We start from the raw sequence: 21587 nt of genomic DNA, 5'->3' as shown, positions 1-21587 counted from the left end.
CGGCACTGATGACGTAGGAGGGTGCCGGGCGGCGGTGCGGTCAGGAGGCGATGACGCGCAGCCTGGAGCCCGTGGGGGAGTGGGTGACTTCGATGCGGTCGGCCACCTGCCGGCGCAGCTCCTCCACGTGGGAGACGATGCCGACCGTGCGGCCGCCGGCCTGCAGGCGGCCCAGCTCCGCCAGTACGTTCTGCAGGGTCTCGGGGTCCAGGGAGCCGAAGCCCTCGTCGATGAACAGCGTGTCCATGGTCACGCCGCCGGATTCGGCCGTGACGACGTCGGCCAGGGCCAGGGCGAGGGACAGGGACACGTAAAAGGTCTCCCCGCCGGACAGCGTCTTGGGTCCGCGTATCCCGGAGCCGGAGAAGTGGTCGATGATGCCGAGGCCGAGCCCGCGATCGGTGCGGCTCCTGGTGCCGGCCTCATCGTCTACGTGCACGAGCTCGTAGCGGCCCGCGGACATCTGGGACAGGCGCTGGTTGGCGAATACCAGCACCTCCTTGAAGCGCTCCAGCAGCACCCAGGTGGCCAGCGGGGTGGCGGCGTCGTTGTGCCCGGAGGCGATGGCGACCACCTCCCACAGCGCGGCGGAGTCCTGGGCGGTGGCGGCCAGGGCGGTGGCGGCGTGCTCGACGCCGTCGGCGGCCTCCTGGATGCGGTCCCGGCGGGATCCGGCCTGTTCCAGCGCCTCCATTGCGGTGCGGTAGGCGGAGTCGGCGGTGGCCAGGCGCGCGCGGGCGCCGGCCACGTCGGCGGTCTCCTCGCCTGTGAGGGAGGCGATGGTCTCATCCTGGGTCAGGCCGTGCCGGACGCGTTCGCGCCGGAGGGTGACCTCGGCGACCTTCTGCTCCAGGGCGGCGAGCTCGGGGCCGCTCAGGGAGGCGGCCTGGGCCTGGGCCGCGGAGGCGAAGCCGCCCTGCGTGATGGCTTCGGCCAGCTCGGTGTGGGCGTGCATGGCCCGCTTGGTGGCCTCGGCTGCCCGGGTGAGTAGGTCCGCTAGCCGCCCGGCGGTGTCGGCGGCGGCGCTCAGGGCGTGCATGTGTGCGGCGACGGACTCGTAGCCGCCCTGCGCGGTGCGGCAGCGCTCCCGGTCGCGGGTGAGTGCTTCTGCCTGCGAGTCGAGTCGGGCGCCTTCCTGGGCGAGCTCGGTCCGCCGCTGTTCGAGCCGGGTGCGCAGCTGCTCGGTGGTGCGGGTGAAGTCGGCTAGCTGGGACTCCAGCTCCGCTGCGGGCGCGGCGGCCTGCTGTGCGGCGTCGAGCTCACGGCGCGCGTCCTCCAGTGCCTGGTCGAGTTCCGTGGTGGGGGCCGGCCCGGCGGTGGCGCGGGCGGTTGCCTGCTCGGCGACGAGCGCCTCGTGGTTCTTGACCTGCTCCGCGAGGTCGGTGTCTGCCTGGCGCTGGGCGGCCTCGGCGGCCTGAACCTCCGCGCGGGAGATGGTCTCCTGGCCGGGGACGGCGGGTGCGGGGTGCTCGGTTGAGCCGCACACCGGGCAGGGGCGGCCAGGGGCCAGCTCGGTGACGATTGAGCCGGCCGTGGCACTGATCCACGCCTCGCGCCGCTGCGACACGAGGGCGCCGGCCTCGCGTGCTGCGGCGGTGGCGGACTCGACGCCGACCTGTGCGGCGGCGATCCGGCCGGTCAGCGCATCTGCGCGCCGGGCGGCCTCAAGGCGTTCGGCATGCTCGGCCCGCTCCACGCGCAGCTCGGGCACTCTTCCCTGGGCGGCGCGCGCCGCGGTGAGCGCCGCCTCCAGCTCGGCCTGCCGAGCTGGTCGCTGTGCCAGCTGGGTGGCGGCGGCGTCGGTGTCCGCCTGGCCGGTGGCGAGGCGCTGCCGTGCCGCCTCCATTTCCAGGGTGCGGGCGTCCATACCGTCTTCGAGTTCGACGACGGCGCTGAGGCTCCCCGCCCGGGTGCGCAGGGAATGGCTGCGGGTGGTGATGGCATGGGCGGCCTCGGTGAGGGCGTCCAGGGCGGGGCGCGCATGTGGGCAGTCCGGGGCGGTCGGCGTGGGCGCGTCGGTGGCCGGGATCAGGGTGGTGAGCCCTTCCAGCGATGCCCGGGTGGGCTCGTACTCGGCGATGGTGAGCGGGGCCGCGGTGCCTGGGTCGGCCTCGGTGCCGGTGTCGAGGGGGCGGTTGTCCGCCAGGAGCTTGACGGCGTCCTGGTGGGCGTCGTGGGCGGTGCGGGTGGCGTCCTGCGCGCGGGCCAGCACGGGGATGACGGTGGCGGCCCTGCGGGCGGCCTCTGCACGGGCGGCGTCGGCGGCGTCCTGGGCGGCGCAGGCTTCGAGCTGCTGGTGCTCGGCCACCAGGCGGGCGCGCCGGTCCAGTCGTTCTTGCAGGGAGGTGGCGGCGTTGACGGCGTCGGTCGCCGCCTGGTGGGCGGTGGCGGCGGCGTCCAGAGCCTGCTGGGCGGGTTCGACCGCCGCGGTGGCGGCCCGCACGGCAGCGGCCCCGATGGCGGTGATGGCTTCGGCGTCGGGCATGTGGGCGGCCACGAGGGCCTCCAGCTGTGCTGCGGGCTCGGCGTCGGTAAGCAGTGGCGCCAGGATGTCGGCGCGGGCGCGCAGCGCCTGGCGGGCGGATTCCACTTGCTGCTCCAGGGCGCGGCCGCGCACGCGCAGCGCCTCCTGCATGTCGTCGAAGATGCGGGTGCCGAATACGTCGCGCAGTAGTCGGCGGCGCTGCTTGGACTCGGCCCGCAGGAACTGGGCGAACTTCCCCTGGGGCAGGATGACGGTCTGGGTGAACTGCTCGCGGTCAAGGCCGACGATTCGCCGGATCTCCTGGCCGGCCTCGTCGATGCGGGTGATCGGCTCGGTGGCGGGTGCGCCGTCGGGGGCGGACAGCCGCCACAGCTTCACGGATGCGTTCTGCCTGGTGGTGCCGTCTCCGCGCAGTTTGGGGCGCATGTACTCGGGGGTGCGCAGGATGCGGTAGACGCCGGCGGAGGTGGAGAAGACGAGCTCGACTTCGCTGGGGTCGGTGCCGGCCACCAGGGTGGAGCGGATCCGCTGCTTGGAGGAGCCGTCCGAGTCCGCCACCTCCCCGTAGAGGGCGAAGACGATGGCGTCGATGATGGTGGTCTTGCCCGATCCGGTGGGGCCGGTCAGTAGGAAGCGGCCGGAGTCGGCGAAGCGGTCGAAGTCGATGGTCTGGGTGCCGGCGAAGGGACCCACCCCGGTGATGGTCAGGCGGTGTAGTCGCATCAGCGTTCCTCCTTGGACTGGGCGTGGGCGCGGGCGGCGTCGTAGGCCTCGGACATGACCGCGTGCTGGGCGGGAGTCGGGTTGCGCCCGAGCATTTCGGCAAGGAAGCGGTCGGCGACGTCCACCGGGTCCGAGGCGCGGGTGACGGTGATGGTTTCGCGCTCGGACTGCTCGGGGCGGGTGTGGGAGAAGGCCAGCAGGTTGGGGAAGTGTTTCTTCAGCTGCACCATGGTGTCCGGGAGCATGGGGCCGGTGAGTTCCACGCGCACCCAGTCGCGGCAGTGGATCGTGTTCGCGGGGGTGAGGAGCTCCTCGAGCGTGCCGCGTAGCGTGGTGGCCCGGTAGGGGGTGGGCGTGGGGATCCGCTCCAGGCTGGTGACGCCGCTGGGTCCCAGTTCCAGCAGTATGGAGGACTTGGCGGCGTCGGCCTCCGGGAAGGAGAAGGGCAGTGGGCTGCCGGAGTAGGCCAGGCGCGGGTTGGTGGGGGTGCCCGCGCCCGACGGGTGTGCTTCGGCGGTGGGCGCGTGCAGTTCCTGGGGGCGGTGGAGGTGGCCGAGGGCAACGTAGTCGAGCCCGCCGGAGGCTCCGGCCAGCGGCGAGCCGCCGAGCGTGGCGAACACTCCCGCCGGGATCGAGTCGACTCCGCCGACGCGGATGTCCCGCTCGGAGTCTGGGCTTGCCTGCCCGCCGACGACGAAGGCGTGCGCCATGGTCAGCGCGGGCACCCGCTCGCCGTCGTCGGCGCGGCGGGAGGCCAGGTCCCGGGCCACCAGCCGCAGTGCCCCGGAGACCACTGCCTCGTGGCTGCGGGGCAGGAGCGGGTGGCCGTCGGCTGTGGTGGGCGCGGTCGGGCCGGACTGCTCGGTGGAAGCTGCGGCGTCGGCGAGGGAGTCGGCGTCGGCGGGGGAGGGGGGCTCGGGCGGAGCGGCGGGGGCGCCTGTGCGTTCCCCGAGGCGCTCGGAGAGCAGCCCGGGCAGGGTCTCGCGGGCGGCGTCCGGGTCGAGGTAGGGCAGGGCGTAGACGTACAGGCCGGGGCGGCCGGCGGCGTCGGGGATGATGACGGGGCGGTCTACGTCCGCTACGCGCACACGCAGGTCCAGTCCCTCGCGCAGCAGGGAGGCGGCGAAGCCGAGCCGCTGGGCGGAGTCGTGGTTGCCGGGGGTGAGCACCACGCGGGTGCGGTCGGCCAGGCGGCACAGGGTGTCATCGAGCAGGCGGACGGCGGCGGTGGGCGGGATGGCGCGGTCGTACACGTCTCCGGAGATGACGACGGCGTCCACCTGCGCGGAGTCGACCAGTTCGATCAGGTGGTCGGCGAAGGTTGCCTGGGCGTCGTCGAGCACCCGGCCGTGGAAGGTGCGCCCGAGGTGCCAGTCGGAGGTGTGGAGGATCCGCATGCCCGCAGCCTCTCACAGACCTCCGACACGAATTCGAGGTGCTTAGCGGGTGGCGTGCAGCGGACGTACGGCATGTGGTTAGCGAGTGCGCGGCGCGCACCGTCGACGGCTCAGGACGGCGCGTCCTCGAGAAGGCTCTTCCACCAGGCCGCGAACGTGGGGCACTGCCTCAGAAGCTCTTCCGCACCCGCCAACTCTGCAAGCTCCCGGCCATGTTGCACTTTGCGGTATTCGGGACAGACCCGGAGAATACGCTTGGACGGGCTCGTGTCCGGCCCGTTGTTGACCTCCTCTGGGCCTCCGCTTGCCTCGACGTCTTTGATGAGTTGCTTCAGCGCCTTTGCTGAGAAGGCTCCCGTCGAATGACCGGCGGAGATGGATGCGAGCGCCAGTGCCTCGATCTCATGCTTGACGACGAGTGGGTGGAACCTGGGGTCCTCGAAGTGGTCTCGAAGCGCCTGTTCCAAGGACAGCCGGTACGACTCCCCTTTGCCGTTGGAAACGTAGCCGGGTGCATTGCGCGGGTAGCCGTAGAAGTCTATCAGCAGGCCGACACTGCTCAGGTGGGTGCCTTTAAGCAGGTTACGCAGGCTGTGATCATAGTTTCCCCAGGTGCCGCCGCCCCGGTTGGGTCCTTTGGGCGTTTGGGATGTAGTGACGGGAATCGGGTAAACGTACACCGAGCGAGACTTCGCCATGGGGGCGAAAACGCTCTCCAAGATGTCTTTCTCGGTTTGTCCTTCAACGAGCACCATGACTTGTCTGGGAGCTGTCATCAGATAACCTCGATCGGCTGCTCGTGGAAGGACGGATGGCCTGTGAGCAGGTTCATCTCCCACAGGGCTCCTACCGAGTACTCCTCGAGAAAACCTGTGAGGTGTTCAGGGTCGGGGCGCGTGGCGACCGTGGTGCCGTCGACCCGGTTCAGCACCAGTACTTCACCGATTTCGAAGTGCGACAGCAAGGGCACCGACTGGGTGGCTACCAGGACGCGATGCCCCATCCTGCCTGCGGCGTGGATCATCTCCGCGAGCAGCGTGATCGCTGCTGGGTGCAGGCCGAGCTCGGGCTCGTCCAGAACTACGGTCGAGGGAAGATCTGGGCCCAGCAGTAGAGTCGCCAGGCACACGAACCGCAAGGTGCCGTCGCTCATCTCGCGGGAGGAGAAGACGCGGTCGAGCCCACGCTGTCGCCAGCGTAGTCGGAGCCGCTCGTTCTGGTTCGGCTCCAGCACGAAGTCCTCAAAGAATGGCGCCGCGGAGCGTACGGTCGAGACGATCTGCTCGTAGCGGTGGGGGTGATTTTCGCGAGTCTTGAGCAGGAATGGGCCAATGTTTGAGGCGTCGGAGTGAAGCGCAATATCGTCTGCGGTGTTGCTGTACTGCCGTACAGGGGCGTTGGGGGAGACGTCGTCGAAGTGGAATACGCGACATCCGGAGACGATAGGCGCGACGTAATAGGCAATAGCACGTTTACCCTGCCTCTCGTGAGGGACGGTCTTGCCCCTTCCATGCAGGTCGCGTCGGGATATCCTCTCCTCGAACGGGCGATTGTGCTCCCATGGCTGTTGGAACAGGAGATCCTCTGTGACGCGGGGAGCGTCGTCGTCGTCAAGCGCGAGCGCTACGCGGTAGCCGTTGATGGGACGCCCCGGGGTGGCTGCGCCGAAGATTGAGATGCGCGCGGCGCCGTCCTCGTCGCGGAGGGAGGGCGCGAGCCCGCCGCGGTCCGTGAGGTAGTTCTGGAACGTGTCATCCCAGACGCGGGAGATGAGCTCAAGGGCGCTGACCAGGTTGGACTTGCCGGACCCGTTGGCGCCGATGAGGACGGTGACGTCACTTGTCAGCTCCAGGTCGAGGTCGCGAATCGAGCGGTACCCCTGGATGACGATTCGTCCGAGCGACTCCTGGGCGGCCATGCCACCAGGCTACAGCGTAACTGCCTCAGGTGGCGTCCTGAGCAGACAAGGCGCTCTGAGTCAGGTGATCGTCCTCGATCCCTGGGGGCTCCCGCGCGCGGCGTAGTCGGGGTACCGAGGGTGGGGCTGTCGAGGACCGTCCTAGACCGGCGGATAGGCGTCGGTGCGGCTATGACCTCGGTGCACGACTCCGAGGGGCCGCGTGTGCCCGACCCCGACAGCGGGGCTATTGCCAATCCCGACGGCGAGGGCGGCGACCTCGCCATCACACTGAGGCAGGGCGTTGGGCAGGCTTAGCGGGAGCTCCGCAGCCAGCGATGCCTGATGGGCGTGCAGGTAACCGAGGGATGGAGCATGACGGGATCTGTGCATCCAGTCCGCTGGAAGGCTCCACATGCCAGGGGAGCGATCACTTCACTGCGCTGTGCGGTGCCTCAGAGGTTCAAGAGCCCTTGGGGTCGGAATCGGCTGCACCCGTTAGCTTGGCAGCATCCTCTGTCCGGCCCGCTGCCTGGTAGGCGCCTGCGAGGTTGTTGCGGGTGGTCAGGGTGTGGGGGTGGTTGGGGCCGAGGATGCGCAGGCTGTCCTGTAGGACCTGATCGAACATGCCGATGGCGTCCTCTGTCCGGCCCGTATCATGGTAGGCGCCTGCGAGGTTGTTGCGGGTGGTCAGGGTGTCGGGGTGGTTGGGGCCGAGGATGCGCAGGCTGTCCTGTAGGACCTGATCGAACATGCCGATGGCGTCCTCTGTCCGGCCCGCTGCCTGGTAGGCGTAGGCGAGGTTGTTGCGGGTGGTCAGGGTGTGGGGGTGGTTGGGGCCGAGGATGTGCAGGCTGGCCTCCAACACACGCTCGAACAGGTCGATAGCCTCTTCCACTTTGCCCGCTGTCTGGTAGGCGTAGGCGAGGTTGTTGCGGGTGGTCAGGGTGTCGGGGTGGTTGGGGCCGAGGATGCGCAGGCTGTCCTGCAGGACCTGATCGAACATGCCGATGGCGTCCTCCGTCCGGCCCGTATCATGGTAGGCGCCTGCGAGGTTGTGGCGGCTCGTGAGGGTGTCGGGGTGGTTGGGGCCGAGGATGCGCAGGCTGTCCTGCAGGACCTGCTGGTACAGGTCGATGGCGTCCTCCGTCCGGCCCGTATCCTGGTAGGCGTAGGCGAGGTTGTGGCGGCTGGTCAGGGTTTGGGGGTGGTCGGGGCCGAGGATGCGCAGGCTGTCCTGCAGGACCTGGTCGAACAGGTTGATGGCCTCCTCCGTCCGGCCCGTATCCTGGTAGGCGCCTGCGAGGTTGTGGCGGCTGGTCAGGGTTTGGGGGTGGTCGGGGCCGAGGATGCGCAGGCTGTCCTGCAGGACCTGCTCGCACAGTTCGATGGCCTCCTCCGTCCGGCCCGCTGCCTGGTAGGCGTAGGCAAGGTTGTTGCGGCTCCTTAGTGAGTCGGCGTGGTTTGTGCCCAGGATGGTCGTCTGGACGTCTACCGCTGCTTCTAGAAACAGCGCATCCTGCGGTGCCCCAAGCTCGGAGGCGCGCCTAAGCGTATCGGAAAGTAAGTTGCTGATGCGTGAATATCTAAAAAGCTCGCGTGAGTGCTCTTGCTCTGCGATGGTTCGCAGTTGTGCGACGCGGTCCAGTACTTCGCGGCGACGTTCCTGTGTGTTGTTTTGTGGGATCGCGTCGAAGTCAATTGCGGTCAGTGTGCCGACTGCCGCGGCCGTCATCTCCTTCTTTTGGCTTTCAGTGCGCGTTTCTCTGAATACCTGCCCCTGTAGGCGGTGAATTGTGATTGTGGCACCGTCATCCGAGACTTGGCAGATCGAGGAGTTGCGGAGTTCGGCCAGCGCCCGGCGTGCTTCGCCCGCATCGTTTGTGGCTGCCGAAAGCCACCGTGTGGGTACTCCCGATGCGGCGAGCAGCGCCAGGGCTCCCAGCTGGTCGCGGGCGATCTTTGCCCGTGGCAATGAGATGGCAGCGATCCGCTCGAGCACTCCTTCGATCGCCATCCACAACGCGAAGGCGACTCCCTCGGGGTAGAGGTCTCCGTCGAGCTTGGGCACAGCGTCCTCAAGCTTGGTCTGGCTCAGGCGAACCAGGTACTCGCCCAAGGTGCAGCTCTCGTATTTGATGGAGGCGGCGGCCTGAGCGATTGCCAACGGCAGATCGCCGAGTCTCTCGGCGATTTCGCCAGCAGTAGTTGCATCGTCCTGACCTGTCCTGCGCAGCAGGAAGTCGACGGCCTCCGACCTGTCGAACTCCGTGACGTCGATCTGGTCCCATCCCTGCCCGTCCCAGCCGGAGTGCCGGGTGGTGGTAGCGAGCACGCGCAGTCCTTGGCCCCGTGGCACCACGTCACGCAGATCATCAAGGCGCTCAACATTGTCCAGGACCGCGAGACGATCGGAGGCCTTGTCTGAGGCGAGCGCGTTGAGACAACGCTGTGCAAGCACCTCAGGGGTCAAATCCTCGCCGGTTGGCACTCCCAGAGCCAGGCCCAACTCCGATAGCCCTGCCAACACCGAATCGCGAGACTGGGCATTAATCCAGGCGACAAGCTGCCAGTCCTGCTTCTCGCAGTATCGCGCCAGGGCGGCTGCGAGCTGGGACTTACCACATCCGCGCATACCCACCAGAACCGTGCGCTCAGCTGACTGCGCGACCACCGACTCTAGGAGTCGAGTGAATTGGGGTCGTTTTATAAACCCGTCGGCGACGGTCGGGCGCGTGCCGAAGCGAGACGATTCCTGGCGCTGGGATACCGAGGATGCTTGCCCAGTCGCTATGAGGTAATCAATCTTCGCATGCATCTTCTGGTCGTTGGCGAGGAGCAGGTTTTGATTTTCAAGTATCCTGTCCTGCCCGTCCAATAGCTTTTGCAAGGCTCCGAGTTGGAACTTGGGAGACGACGGCGCCAACACGATGATCTCATCGGCGGTGGTGTCAACCAGGCGATCGAAGAACTCCTCAGCCTTCTCCTCAAGGTTTGCCCTGCGTGCGCCGCCGCGCTGACGCAGCCCAGCTTTGAAACTCTCAGGGTTCCGTACCGCAGCCACAAAGATGCTCGGGTCGGCCTCTAACTCCTTAATGAGAACTTCAACCTCGGTGACGGCACTGGCGAGCACGGTCGAGGAGATATCACGTGCCTGGATCGCAGGCTGCATGGCTTCTAGCTGCGAGCGCAGACGCGCCTCGATCCGCCGGCTCAGGGCCTCCTGCTCCTGATCCCGGCCCTTGAGCGCGTGCAGACGATCCCACCACGTCGCGGCCTCGCCGACAACCGCTGCCGCACCCGCAAAGGACGGGCCCGAAACGAAGTCGGCACCTAGCAACAGCAGGCTGGTCGCGCTCTTCGCGACCGGCAGCAGGGAAGGGAGCTCAGCCATGACATGACTGTAGGGCGGAAGACCAACCCGCGGAGACGCCCCAGGTCACGCCTGAGAAACAGCGTCGCAGGCGTCGGCAGGGCGCTGGCTGCGGCGCTACTTCCTCCCGAAGAGCCCCCGCAGGAAGCCTGACGGCGCAGCAGATGAGGCGGGCTCGTCGTCGTGGCCCTGGCAGCGCTGCGACTTGGGCACGCCCGCCAGCGCCTGCTCAATGTGCTGCCCGCAGCCGGCCCAGGTGGGCTTGCCGCACTGCTTGCACGTCACCTTGCGACACATGATGTTCTCCTCTCGTTGTGGTGATCGGGTGATGAAAGAAAAGGGGAGATCGCGCCCGGGTGGCGCTCAGACCAGGGACAGGAAGATCTTCTCCAGCTCGTCCATGGTCAGCGCCCCCGGCCGGGAGGCCCCGTCCGACGAAGCTCCGGTCCCGTCGGCCTCGCTGACGCCGTCCCCACCGTCCCGCTCGGCCGCCGCCGTACGCTCGCCGTCGGCGCAGGCCTGCATGGCGGTGGCGACGATGACGAACCCGGCCCGGTTCAGCGCGTGCGTCACCGCCGACAGCTGCGTGACGATCTCCTTGCAAGAGGCCTCACGCTCGGCGGCGTCGATGACGGCGTCCAGCTGGCCGCGCGCCCGCTTGAGCCGGTTGACGATGCGGCGCTTCGTCTCCGGATCGCACTCGAATCCCGGGGCCGCCGTCGCCTCAGCGCCTGCCGTCGGCGCGGCGGCACCTCGAGTTACAGCACCTTGAGTCTTGGCCACGGCGATCACGCCCCGGCCAGGTAGGAGTCGGCGTCGTCGCCCAGCCAGGCGCGCAGGGTGATCATGCCGCCGGTGAGGACCGAGGACTTCAGGCCATTGCCCGCCAGGATCCGGTGGGCGATATTCGCCCGCACCCCCACCTGGCAGATCACGCCGATGGGGCGGCCGGCCGCCGCCTGCCGCACCTCGTCGATCCGGGTGCGCAGCTCGGTGTGCGGGATATTGAGTGCCCCCGGCACCATGCCGCGGGCGACCTCGGCGCTCGTGCGCACGTCCAGCAGCAGGTGGGTGTGGCGGACCTGCTCCAGGTCGCGCACATCCCACACCTCCACGCTTCCATCCAGCACGTTCGAGCCCAGCATTCCCACCAGGTTCACCGGGTCCTTCGCCTGGCCGAAGGGCGGGGCGTAGGCCAGATCCAGGTCGATCAGGTCCGCGACGCCCAGGCCGGCGCGGATGGCCGTGGCCAGCACGTCGATGCGCTTGTCGACGCCGTCACGCCCCACGCACTGGGCGCCGAGAATCCGCCCGTCCGGGGCGAAGCTGACCGACAGGTGCAGCTGGGAGGCCCCCGGGAAGTAGCCGGCGTGCTGGTTGGGGTGCAGGTGGATGGTCGTGTACTCGATCCCGGCGGAGTCCAGAGCGGCGCGGTTCGCGCCGGTCATCGCCGCCGTCATGCCCCCGACGCGCACGATGGCCGTGCCCAGGGGTGCGGGGATCGGGCGGGCGTGCTCGGGATCCATGATGAAGTCGGCCACCAGGCGCCCCGCCCGGTTAGCCGGTCCCGCCAGGGGGACGGGGCGGCGGGCCCCGGTCACCGGATCGGTGGAAACGGTGGCGTCGCCGACGGCGTAGACATTCGGTAGGTTCGTGCGGCCGTGCTCGTCGACGACGATGGCCCCGCGCTCCAGCTCCAGGCCGGAGGAGGCGAAGGCGTCGGTGTCCGGGCGCACCCCCGTGGCCAGGACGATCAGGTCGGCCCGTACGCGCGTGCCGTCGGCCAGGTGGACCTCGTCGGCGTCGGCGCCGTGGGTGATGGACTCGGCGGCGGTTCCCGTGCGGACGTCGACGCCGAGCCCGCGCAGCTCCTGGGTGATCGGGTAGGCGTGCTCCCGCTCCAACGGCGGCAGCACGTGCTCCGCGTACTCGACGATGGTGGTGGCAATACCGCGCCTGGCCAGCACCTCGGCCGCCTCAACGCCGATGAAGCCCGCGCCCAGGACGACGGCGGACCGGGCACCCGCGTCCGCCCACTCGCGCAGGGCCACGGCGTCCTCGACGCTGCGCAGAGTGGCCACGCGCGGCGAGTCGAGCCCGTCGACGGGCGGGCGCGTGGCCTGCGCGCCGGGGGAGAGGACCAGGGCGTCGTAGCCGAGGCGCTGGACGCCGTCGGCGGTTCGCACGATCACCTCCTGCGCCACGGGATCAATGCCGACCACGTCGTGGCCGGTGCGCACATCCAGGTTCAGCCAGGCGCGCAGCCGCTCGGGGGTCTGCACCAGCAGGTCGGCCTGGTCCTCGATCTCGCCGCCCACGTAGTAGGGCAGGCCGCAGTTGGCGAAGGAGACGTGCCGCCCGCGGTCCAGGACGATGATCTCGGCCTCCTCGCTCAGGCGGCGCGCGCGGGCGGCGCAGCTCATCCCGCCGGCGACACCGCCGACGACGACCAGTCGCCGGGGGCGCGCGGAGCCGGTGCGGGAGGGGCGAGGGGTGGTGCTCGCGGGGTTCGAGCGGGCGCCGTCGTCGGAAGGGGATGCGGCCTCGGGGGTAGAAGCGGAATCCGGCGAGGTGGTGGCTGGGGTCATCGTCATGCCTTTCGCGTGGTGGTGCCTCTACGGCGCTGTCGGTCGCCCGGCGCCATCGCGGCGCACCCCGAACAATACCCCGGGGGGTATTGCTCGCGCGAGGATGCATATGCGACATCGGTCACCATCTGCGTCAAGAGGGTGACGCGGATGGTGACCGATGCGATGCTCTGCCGAGCGGACGATGTACCTGTGAGGAGCCCGGTATCTCCCGAAGAAGTGGGGTTACAGCCCGCCCAGGAACTGGGCGATGAAGATCTTCACGATCATGGCCACGGGGTAGACCATGGCGTAGCCCAGGGCCACGCGCGGGTCGGCGCCCGTACGCTCGTTGGCGAAGGCCAGCACCGCCGGCTGCGTCTGCAGGCCGCCGAGCAGGCCGGACAGGCGGGTGCCGCCCATCTTCACGACCCACCGCATGGACGCGTACATGCCCAGGCCCACAATCGTGGTGATCACAAAGCCGGTGATCAGGATCTTCCACCAGTCACCACCGGTGAAGGCGTTCGCGATCTGGCCGCCCGCACGAGTACCGGCCTGCGCCAGGAAGATCAGCAGGCCCAGCTCGGACAGCACCGCCGTCGCCGTGAAGGGCATCGCCGTCACGAACCCCTTGATACGGCCGATGCGCCCGAAGATCAGGCCGATGATGAGCGTGCCCGCGGCCGAGCCGATGGAGAAGGTCGAGCCGCCGGGCAGCGGGATCGCCCACTCACCGATCATGATGCCCACGGCCATGCCCAGCCCCATCGCCACCGGGTTGATGGAGGACAGGCCGTGGGCGGAGTCGCCGAAGAACTTGGACAGCTCGGCCATGCGCCCGGTCGGCGCGACCACGCGCACGCGGTCGCCCAGCTGCAGCACCAGGTCGGGCGTGCCCACCATGTCGACGTCCCCGCGGCGCACCCGGGAGATGGTGGCCCCGAACTTCTGGTCGACGTCGAGCTCGGACACCGCGTGCCCGGCCAGCTTCGGGTCGGAGACGGTGATGCGGCGGAAGTCCAGGTAGCGGCGGTCCTCGATCAGGGAGTGGGAGGAGGAGTGGCCGATCTCGCGAATCACCTGGTTGACGGCGTCCTGAGTGCCGACCACGGTGATCAGGTCGTCCTTGTAGATCTTGTCCGTCAGGGTCGGGCGGGTGATGGGGCCGGTCTCGCCGCGGCGCAGGCGGGAGAACTTCATCTCCCCGCTCACGCGCTCGGCGATGTCGCCCAGCTGCGGGCCGTCCTCACGCTCCACGCGCACGGTGCGGTTGATCAGGGGAGAGGGGGCGTCCTTGTCCGAGCGGCGGTAGCGCAGTGCCAGCAGGCAGAAGAACAGCATGCCGATGACGCCGTACAGGTAGGCGACGGCGTAGCCGACCGTCGCGATGGCCATGCCGTCGGGGTTGCCCGCGGCCGTGGCCGCACCGCCGGCGGCGGCCAGGGCGGGAGTGTTGGTCAGGGCGCCGGCGAAGGCTCCGGCGATCATGGCGGGGCTCATCCCCAGCCAGCGGCCCACCCCCAGGCCGGCGGCGGCGCCGACCACCAGCACCGCCAGCATGATCGCGAGCGGGCCGGCCGCAGTGCGCAGCACGTGGAAGAAGTTCGGCCCGGACTGGATACCGATCGCGAAGGTGAACACCGCCAGCCCGAGCGTGCCGATCTGGGGCGGGATCTCAATGGTGATCCCCTCAGCGGTGCCCCAGGCCGCCAGGACGATTCCGGCGAAGAGCACGGCCGCCGCCCCCAGGCTGACGCCGCCGGCCTTGATGCGGCCGACCAGCATGCCGATGCCGATCAGTAGGAACAGAACGAGAACCGGGTTCTCGGCCAGGGCGTTGAGCAGTCCGATGACCAAGGGCTGGTGCCGCCTTCCATAATGCCGGGCCGACGGCGTTGCCTGTGCCGCGGCCGAGTCGATGAGTGCTTTACTGCTGCATTCTGGCATCCGCGGCGCCGTCGTCGTGCGGACCAAAGACCGCGCCGGTACGAGAGACACCTGACATTCGCGGCAGCCGCCCCTCGCCCGCCACTGGCGCCGCCCGCCGTCGGCCTCGCCGACTCACCCCCGGCACCCCCGCCGTCGTCCGTGATTCCAATATGTGAGATCACGACCTGCGAAATCGACGGCGGGCAGCGGGGCGGCATACGGTTCCACCCAACCGGCCCCGCGTCGGCCGGCAATCGCGCAAACACTCGGATCTCACGGATAGGAGGGCGGACGATGGTTCGTGACAGAGGTTCCTCGGACCAGGACCGACAAGTAATGACGGGTGCCCAGGCGCTCGTGCGTTCCCTGGAGGAGATCGGCGTTACCGACATCTTCGGCATGCCCGGGGGTGCGATCCTCCCCTTCTACGATCCGCTGCTGGCCAGCGAGAAGATCCGCCACGTGCTCGTGCGCCACGAGCAGGGCGCCGGGCACGCCGCCGAGGGCTACGCCATGGCCACCGGGGGAGTCGGCGTCTGCGTGGCGACCTCCGGCCCCGGCGCCACCAACCTGGTCACCGCCATCGGGGACGCCCACATGGACTCCGTGCCCATGGTCGCCATCACCGGCCAGGTCGGCTCCACCTCCATCGGCACCGACGCCTTCCAGGAGGCGGACATCGTCGGCTCGACCATGCCGTTCGTGAAGCACTCATTCCTGGTCACCTCGCCCGACGAGATCCCCAGCCGCGTGGCCGAGGCCTTCCACCTGGCCTCCACCGGCCGCCCGGGCCCAGTCCTGCTCGACTTCACCAAGGACGCCCAGGTGGGGGAGACCGAGTTCCACTGGCCCCCGCGCATGGACCTGCCCGGCTACAGCCTGCCCGGCCGGCCCAACCAGCGGCGTATCGCCCAGGCCGCCGAGGCCATCGCCTCCGCCGAGCGGCCGGTCTTCTACCTGGGCGGCGGCCTCAGCCGCGCCGGCGTCCCGGTCGAGCAGCTCAAGGAGCTGGTCGAGCTCGTCGGCGCCCCGTTCACGACGACGCTGACCGCCCTGGACGTGCTGCCCACCGACCACCAGCTCAACCTGGGTATGCCCGGCATGCACGGCACCGTAGCCGCCGTCGGCTCCCTCCAGCGGGCCGACCTGATCATCACCCTCGGGGCCCGCTTCGACGACCGCGTCACCGGTAAGCCGGACACCTTCGCCCGCCACGCCGCCGTCATCCACGTGGACATCGACCCGGCGGAGATCTCCAAGATCCGCACCGCGGACATCCCGATCGTGGGCGACCTGAAGGACGTCGTCCCCGCACTGACCGCGGCCTGCCGCGAGCAGTTCGCCGCCGAGCCGCGCACCGAGATCGACCAGTGGCTCACCGAGGTCGCCCACATCCGGGCCACCTACCCCACCGACTGGACTGACACCGACGATGGCCTGCTCCAGCCCCAGGAGGTCATCACCCCACCTGGACAAGGCGGCCGACAAGGACACCATCTGGGTCACCGGCGTCGGCCAGCACCAGATGTGGGCCGCCCACTACCTGCACTTCAACCAGCCCCGCTCCTGGCTCACCTCCGCCGGCGCCGGCACCATGGGCTACGGCGTTCCGGCGGCCATGGGCGCGAAGGAGGCCTGCCCGGACCGGCCCGTGTGGCTGATCGACGGCGACGGCTGCTTCCAGATGACCAACCAGGAGCTGGCCACCTGCACGCTCAACAACATCCCCATCAAGGTGGCCATCATCAACAACTCGTCCCTGGGCATGGTGCGCCAGTGGCAGACCCTGTTCTACGGGGAGCGCTACTCCAACACCGACCTGCACACCGGTGCCGGCACCGAGCGCATTCCTGACTTCGCCAAGCTGGCCGAGGCCTACGGCGCCGTCGGCCTGCGCTGCGAGCGCCTCGAGGACGTCGACGACGTCATCGCCCAGGCCAATGCCATCAATGACCGGCCCGTCGTCATCGACTTCATCGTGTCCGCCGACGCCCAGGTGTGGCCCATGGTCGCCGCGGGCGTGTCCAACGACGAGATCCAGCACGCGCGGGGCATGAGCCCGGCGTGGGAGGAGGAGTGAGACCGTGAGCGAGAAGCACACGCTGTCCGTCCTGGTGGAGAACAAGCCCGGCGTGCTCACCCGCGTGTCGGCCCTGTTCACCCGCCGCGGCTTCAACATTCATTCCCTGGCGGTCGGTCCCACCGAGCACGAGGACATCTCGCGTATCACGGTGATCGCCGACGCCGAGGGCCCGGCCATGGAGCAGGTGACCAAGCAGCTGAACAAGCTGGTCAACGTCATCAAGATCGTCGAGCTGGATCCGGACACCTCGGTCGGCCGCGAGCTGTACCTGATTAAAGTCCGTGCTGACGACTCCAACCGGACCGCCGTACTCCAGATCGTCGACCTGTTCCGGGCGCACGTCGTGGACGTGTCCCCGACCTCGGTCGTCATCGAGTCCGTTGGCTCGGAGTCCAAGGTCAAGGCCCTCCTGGACGCCCTGGCCCCGCACGGGGTCAAGGAGATCGTCCAATCCGGTGCGGTCGCGATTTCGCGCGGTCCCCGTTCCATCACCGATCAACTCAAGGAGAAGTGAGAACCCACTATGGCAGCTGAGAAGTTCTACGACGACGACGCCGACCTGTCGGTCATCCAGTCCAAGAAGGTGGCCGTCATCGGCTACGGATCGCAGGGCCACGCCCACGCCCTGAACCTGCGCGACTCCGGGGTGGAGGTCGTCGTCGGCCTGCGCGAGGGCTCCAGCTCCGCTGCCAAGGCGCAGGAGGCCGGCCTGACCGTCAAGCCGATCGCCGACGCCGTGGCTGAGGCGGACGTCACCGTCGTGCTGGCCCCCGACCAGGTGCAGGCCGAGCTGTACAAGCAGGAGATCGAGCCCAACCTCAAGGCCGGCTCAGCCCTGCTGTTCTCCCACGGATTCAACATCCACTTCGGCTACATCACCCCCGCCGCGGACATCGACGTGGTCATGGTCGCCCCCAAGGGCCCCGGCCACACCGTGCGCCGCGAGTTCGAGGCCGGCCGCGGGGTGCCCGTGCTGGTGTGCGTGGAGCAGGACGCCTCCGGCCAGGCCTGGCCGCTGGTGCTGTCCTACGCCAAGGCGGTCGGCGGCACCCGCGCCGGCGCCATCAAGACCACCTTCCGCGAGGAGACCGAGACGGACCTGTTCGGTGAGCAGACCGTCCTGTGCGGTGGCGTGTCCAAGCTGATCGAGTACGGCTTCGAGACGCTGGTCGAGGCCGGCTATCAGCCCGAGATGGCCTACTTCGAGGTCTGCCACGAGCTCAAGCTGATCGTTGACCTGATCAACGAGGGCGGCATCTCCAAGCAGCGCTGGTCCTGCTCCGACACCGCCGAGTACGGCGACTACGTCTCCGGTCCGCGCGTCATCACCCCGGACGTGAAGGAGCACATGAAGGAGGTCCTCGCGGACATCCAGGACGGCTCCTTCGCCAAGCGCTTCATGGACGACCAGGCTGCCGGCGCCCCGGAGTTCAAGCGCCTGCGCGCCGAGGGGGAGGCGCACCCGATCGAGTCCGTTGGCCGGGAGGTGCGCTCCATGTTCGCCTGGCGCGCCGACCTGGACAAGGACTACACCGAGGGCTCGGCCGCGCGCTGAGCGGCGGGTGGCCGCGACCCGGCCTGGCGGGCTGCGCGGGGGCTATTGCTTGACCTCGTCCGCGTAGTCGGCTGATCTGACGCATGCGTCCCGGTGGGGGCGGTGGGCTTCGGCCCGCCGCCCCCACATGTTTTCCCGGATTTAAACGTTACAGAACGCGGGTAATGTCGCGTTTTGAGCACGCTGGCGCATAACCGCATATTGCTACATACCTGAGGATAAACTGAGAGGACCATAGGCGGGAGACGAGGGGGCGGAGGCGTGCTTACCCGTTTCGAGGTGACAGGGTTCAAGAATCTCGTAGGCGTGGCCGTGGACTTCGGTCCGTTTACCTGCATCGCCGGTCCCAACGCGGTGGGTAAATCCAATCTGCTCAATGCCCTTGAGTTCCTTTCCCTGCTCAGCCGCAATTCCTTCCACGACGCCTGTGTGCAGGTGCGCCCCACGGCCCGGCAGCAGTTCGACGCCGCGTCCCTGCTCTCCGCCGACGTGATGGCCGGGCGTGGTCGGCTGCAGTTGGCTGCGGAGATGATCCTGCCGCCGAGCGCGCAGGACGAGTTCGGGCAGACCGTGGTGCCATCGTGCAGATACGTGCGCTATGAGGTTGAGGTCGCCGTGCAGCGCGACGCCTCTGTCCCCGGCGGGTTGCGCCTGCGCCTGGCGTGCGAGCGGCTGCGCTCCTTGACCGCGGAAGAGCGTCCTCTCCGTTTCCCGGAGGCCGATGCCTACAGCCGGTTCATCACTTCTGCCACAGGTCAATCCGGTGAGTGTTTCATGGAGTATGAGCGCTCTGGCCGCAACGGTGTAGTAGTGGTGCACCGCGAGGCTGCTGGCAGGTCGCGTCAGGTTCTTGCCGACGGCGCCCAGAGGACCGTGCTGTCCGCCGTCGCCAGTGCCGAGTATCCGACTATTCTTGCGGCGCGCACAGAAATGGAGTCCTGGAGATTCCTTGCACTTGAGCCCAGTGCCATGCGCGCCCCCGACGATTTAATGGAGCGGCGCACCATTTCCGCTGACGGAGCCCATGTGCCGGCGTCGCTGTTCCGGCAGGATCTCGCATCTGACAGGGACGGCGAGGTGCTCCGCCGTGTGTGCGACGCCGTCAGGGCGTTGATTGACATCCGTAGCCTGGTGATCGCGGAGGATCCAGTGCGCCAGACGCTGGAGATGCGTGCACAGGTGGGGGACTCTCCCGAGCTTCCCGCGCGGGCGTTGTCGGACGGGACGCTGCGCCTGCTCACCCTCGCCGCTATCGGCGCTAGTACGGACTACTCCGGATTGCTGTGCCTTGAGGAGCCAGAGAACGGCATCCACCCCGCCAAGATCGCGGACCTGTCCAACCTGCTGCATGACCTGGCCGAGCCGACCGAGCATTATCTGCGGCAGGTCATCGTGAACACGCACTCGCCGCTCCTGTTCCAGTGCGCGGAGGATGCCGAGCTGCTGTGCGCCGTCGGGCGCACGGTGCGCCTCGAGGATGGTGAGCGGCTTCGGGTGGTGGACTTCCGTCCCCTGGCCGGGACTTGGAGCGCCCGCGGTTGGCGCGGCGGTGATGGCATCCGCCCGGTTCCGCGCAGCGCCGTCATGGCCTACCTGAAGAACCCGCACGAGGCATTGGGGTGAGGAGCGGGGCAGAGGATGCCCTCGCCCCCACATGTTGGAGTGGCACGGCTGTTAGCCTGGTCGGTGACCGGTGCGAACGTTGCGGGAAGGAGTCGGGGTCGTGCTGACCAGGATCGAGGTCTCGGGGTTCAAGAACCTCCGGGACGTTGCCGTTGACTTCGGTCCTATGACGGTGATTGCAGGGCCAAACGGCGTTGGGAAGTCGAACCTGTTCGACGCCATTGAGCTGCTCAGCCTCCTCGTGCAGTACCCCTACCGCGAGGCCTTCCGGCGCCTGCGTTCCGACGGCGGCCAGAAGACGCCACTGCGCGTGCTCTTCCCGCCCGAGTCGCTCGCCGGCGGGCACACGGTCCGGATTGCTGCGGAGGTTACGGCAGACGTCGACGTGACGCCGCCCGGGCAGGTGGTACCGCGCGATCCTCGGTCGGAGTCGCCATCGGTCCCCACACGTGCCGAGAGATTCCGCTACGAGGTGGAGTTCCGCGTCAATGAAAGCGATGGCGACACCTCTCTCATCCTGTCCGAGGAACGCCTCGTCTCACTCGACGACGACGTGAAGTACATCTGGACAGGCCAAGTGCGCATGCCTGTTGGCACGGAGGAAGGTGGCCAGTGGGAGGAGTGGGTGGAGGATGTCGACGTGGTCTTTGTCCTCCAAGATACGTCTCCATCTGAGCCCGGCGGAGATAGTGACCCGGTGTGGTATCGCAGCGGCTTCGGCATAAGAACAACGTTGGGCGATTCTCGAAGTGGGGGCGGTGGTTCCAGGGCCGTCGCCGCGGTCGCCGCGCAGATGCGTTCGTGGCGTTTCCTCTCCCTAGAGCCGTCCGCGCTGCGGCGCGCGGATGACCGCGATGAGGAGGCGGACATCACCGCGTCGGGAGCGCACCTGGCCTCGGTCCTTTACCGGCGTGCCGCTCGGGACGACAGCCGGGTCTACCAGGACATCATCGATGCCCTGGCCCCGTTCCTTGAGATGCGCACGCTGCGAGTGGTCCCCAACGGCGACTACCTGGAGCTGCGCGCCAGGATCGGAGACGGTCCCGAGCTGTCCGCGCGCAGCCTCTCCGACGGCACCCTGCGCCTTATTGCGCTCGCCGCCCTCGCGGTCCTTGATGACGGTCCCAGCCTGGTTGCCATTGAGGAACCGGAGAACGGTCTCCACCCCGCCAAGATGGGCGGCATGGTCGAGCTGCTGCGCTCCATGACCAAAGCCCGTGACGGCCACGCCGGGCAGGTCCTCGTCAACACGCACTCGCCCTACCTGGTCCAGGACGTCATGCAAGACCACGCCGACGACGTACTGTGCGCGGTGCCATGGCGACGTCGGGAACCCGATGGGCGCATCACGGAGTCCGTCACCTTCAACCCGCTGCCGGGAACCTGGCGGTCTAAGCGGTGGGAGCGCTCGGATGACCGCCCACGGAGCTCGGCACCGGTGTCACGCTCAAAGCTGTTCGCCTTCCTGCGCAACCCGTCAGAGCCGGAGGAGACCGATGCGTGGCGGTGCGCCTTCATCGGTGGACGCCGACAGTACCGAGCCTAAGGACATTGAGGCTCGGACCGAGGAGTGCCGCAAGCCGGACGACGAGCGCGTCGTACCGGTGATCCCAGTGACGATGATCGAAGCCTGGGTGCCGGCGGACCTGTGGTCGGACGGGTCTGTGTGCTCGGTGAGGATTGTTGTGCGCAGCCAGGGCCCCGGCGTTTCTGCGGTGCCGGGGGCCTGGGTGCCGGCAGCCGAAGGGGGCGGGTGGCTTTTGCGCCGCCCCTGGTTGGACCGCTTACGCCCCGTTGGACCGCTCACGCCCCGTTGGACCGCTGTAACCAGCGTCTACGGCGGTCCAACGGGGGGACAGGGGTCCAACGGGGGCACAGGGGTCCAACTGGCGGGCTTCACGGCCGCGCGCACAGACGCCCAACCGCGCACCCCGCCCGAGCACTTACACAAC

General features: G+C 68.6%; 13 protein-coding genes and 1 pseudogene. 5 read left to right on the top strand and 9 right to left on the bottom strand.

Annotation, left to right across the window (positions count from 1 at the left end; all coding sequences use genetic code 11):
- Positions 1-40: 40 nt before the first annotated feature.
- The 9 genes from E4J16_RS10010 to E4J16_RS09970 form a co-directional block, all read right to left on the bottom strand.
- Complete coding sequence (locus E4J16_RS10010) at positions 41-3208, bottom strand: AAA family ATPase (RefSeq protein ID WP_136313913.1); 3168 nt, start codon at positions 3206-3208, stop codon at positions 41-43.
- Entirely contained in the window at positions 3208-4605 is a 1398-nt protein-coding gene (locus tag E4J16_RS15985; RefSeq protein ID WP_136313912.1) for an exonuclease SbcCD subunit D, read from the bottom strand. The genes E4J16_RS10010 and E4J16_RS15985 overlap by 1 nt, the downstream gene beginning before the upstream one ends.
- A gap of 110 nt (positions 4606-4715) precedes the next feature.
- The gene (locus tag E4J16_RS10000) at positions 4716-5360 is read right to left on the bottom strand and encodes a DUF4276 family protein (RefSeq protein ID WP_240038102.1); all 645 of its coding nucleotides are present in this window, start codon (positions 5358-5360) and stop codon (positions 4716-4718) included.
- A 20-nt stretch (positions 5361-5380) separates the two neighbouring features.
- Complete coding sequence (locus E4J16_RS09995) at positions 5381-6523, bottom strand: AAA family ATPase (RefSeq protein WP_136313911.1); 1143 nt, start codon at positions 6521-6523, stop codon at positions 5381-5383.
- 442 nt (positions 6524-6965) lie between these two features.
- The gene (gene fxsT / locus E4J16_RS09990; RefSeq protein WP_136313910.1) at positions 6966-9896 is read right to left on the bottom strand and encodes an FxSxx-COOH system tetratricopeptide repeat protein; all 2931 of its coding nucleotides are present in this window, start codon (positions 9894-9896) and stop codon (positions 6966-6968) included.
- A 96-nt stretch (positions 9897-9992) separates the two neighbouring features.
- The gene (locus tag E4J16_RS09985; RefSeq protein ID WP_136313909.1) at positions 9993-10172 is read right to left on the bottom strand and encodes a hypothetical protein; all 180 of its coding nucleotides are present in this window, start codon (positions 10170-10172) and stop codon (positions 9993-9995) included.
- A gap of 66 nt (positions 10173-10238) precedes the next feature.
- Positions 10239-10658, bottom strand: a complete 420-nt coding sequence (locus E4J16_RS09980; RefSeq protein ID WP_136313908.1) for a metal-sensitive transcriptional regulator — start codon at positions 10656-10658, stop codon at positions 10239-10241.
- 5 nt (positions 10659-10663) lie between these two features.
- Entirely contained in the window at positions 10664-12469 is a 1806-nt protein-coding gene (locus E4J16_RS09975) for an FAD-dependent oxidoreductase (RefSeq protein WP_275669543.1), read from the bottom strand.
- 219 nt (positions 12470-12688) lie between these two features.
- Positions 12689-14302 carry an aspartate:alanine exchanger family transporter gene (locus E4J16_RS09970; protein WP_136313907.1) on the bottom strand — a complete coding sequence of 538 codons (1614 nt, stop codon included), beginning with the start codon at positions 14300-14302 and terminating at the stop codon, positions 12689-12691.
- A 366-nt stretch (positions 14303-14668) separates the two neighbouring features.
- Between E4J16_RS09970 and E4J16_RS09965 the strand changes: the two are divergent.
- The 5 genes and pseudogenes from E4J16_RS09965 to E4J16_RS09945 all read left to right on the top strand — a co-directional run bounded on the left by E4J16_RS09965 (position 14669) and on the right by E4J16_RS09945 (position 21181).
- A pseudogene (locus E4J16_RS09965) lies at positions 14669-16454 on the top strand (acetolactate synthase large subunit).
- A 4-nt stretch (positions 16455-16458) separates the two neighbouring features.
- Positions 16459-16971 carry an acetolactate synthase small subunit gene (ilvN, locus tag E4J16_RS09960; RefSeq protein ID WP_073327221.1) on the top strand — a complete coding sequence of 171 codons (513 nt, stop codon included), beginning with the start codon at positions 16459-16461 and terminating at the stop codon, positions 16969-16971.
- Positions 16972-16980: 9 nt separating this feature from the next.
- The gene (gene ilvC / locus E4J16_RS09955; RefSeq protein WP_136193449.1) at positions 16981-18012 is read left to right on the top strand and encodes a ketol-acid reductoisomerase; all 1032 of its coding nucleotides are present in this window, start codon (positions 16981-16983) and stop codon (positions 18010-18012) included.
- Between the two features lie 306 nt (positions 18013-18318).
- Positions 18319-19635, top strand: a complete 1317-nt coding sequence (locus tag E4J16_RS09950; RefSeq protein WP_136313906.1) for an AAA family ATPase — start codon at positions 18319-18321, stop codon at positions 19633-19635.
- A 100-nt stretch (positions 19636-19735) separates the two neighbouring features.
- The gene (locus E4J16_RS09945; protein ID WP_168709487.1) at positions 19736-21181 is read left to right on the top strand and encodes an AAA family ATPase; all 1446 of its coding nucleotides are present in this window, start codon (positions 19736-19738) and stop codon (positions 21179-21181) included.
- Positions 21182-21587 lie beyond the last annotated feature (406 nt).

It is taken from the genome of Actinomyces procaprae (genome assembly GCF_004798665.1).
GTDB classification, from domain to species: domain Bacteria; phylum Actinomycetota; class Actinomycetes; order Actinomycetales; family Actinomycetaceae; genus Actinomyces; species Actinomyces procaprae.
This window is presented reverse-complemented; position numbering and strand designations above follow the sequence as displayed.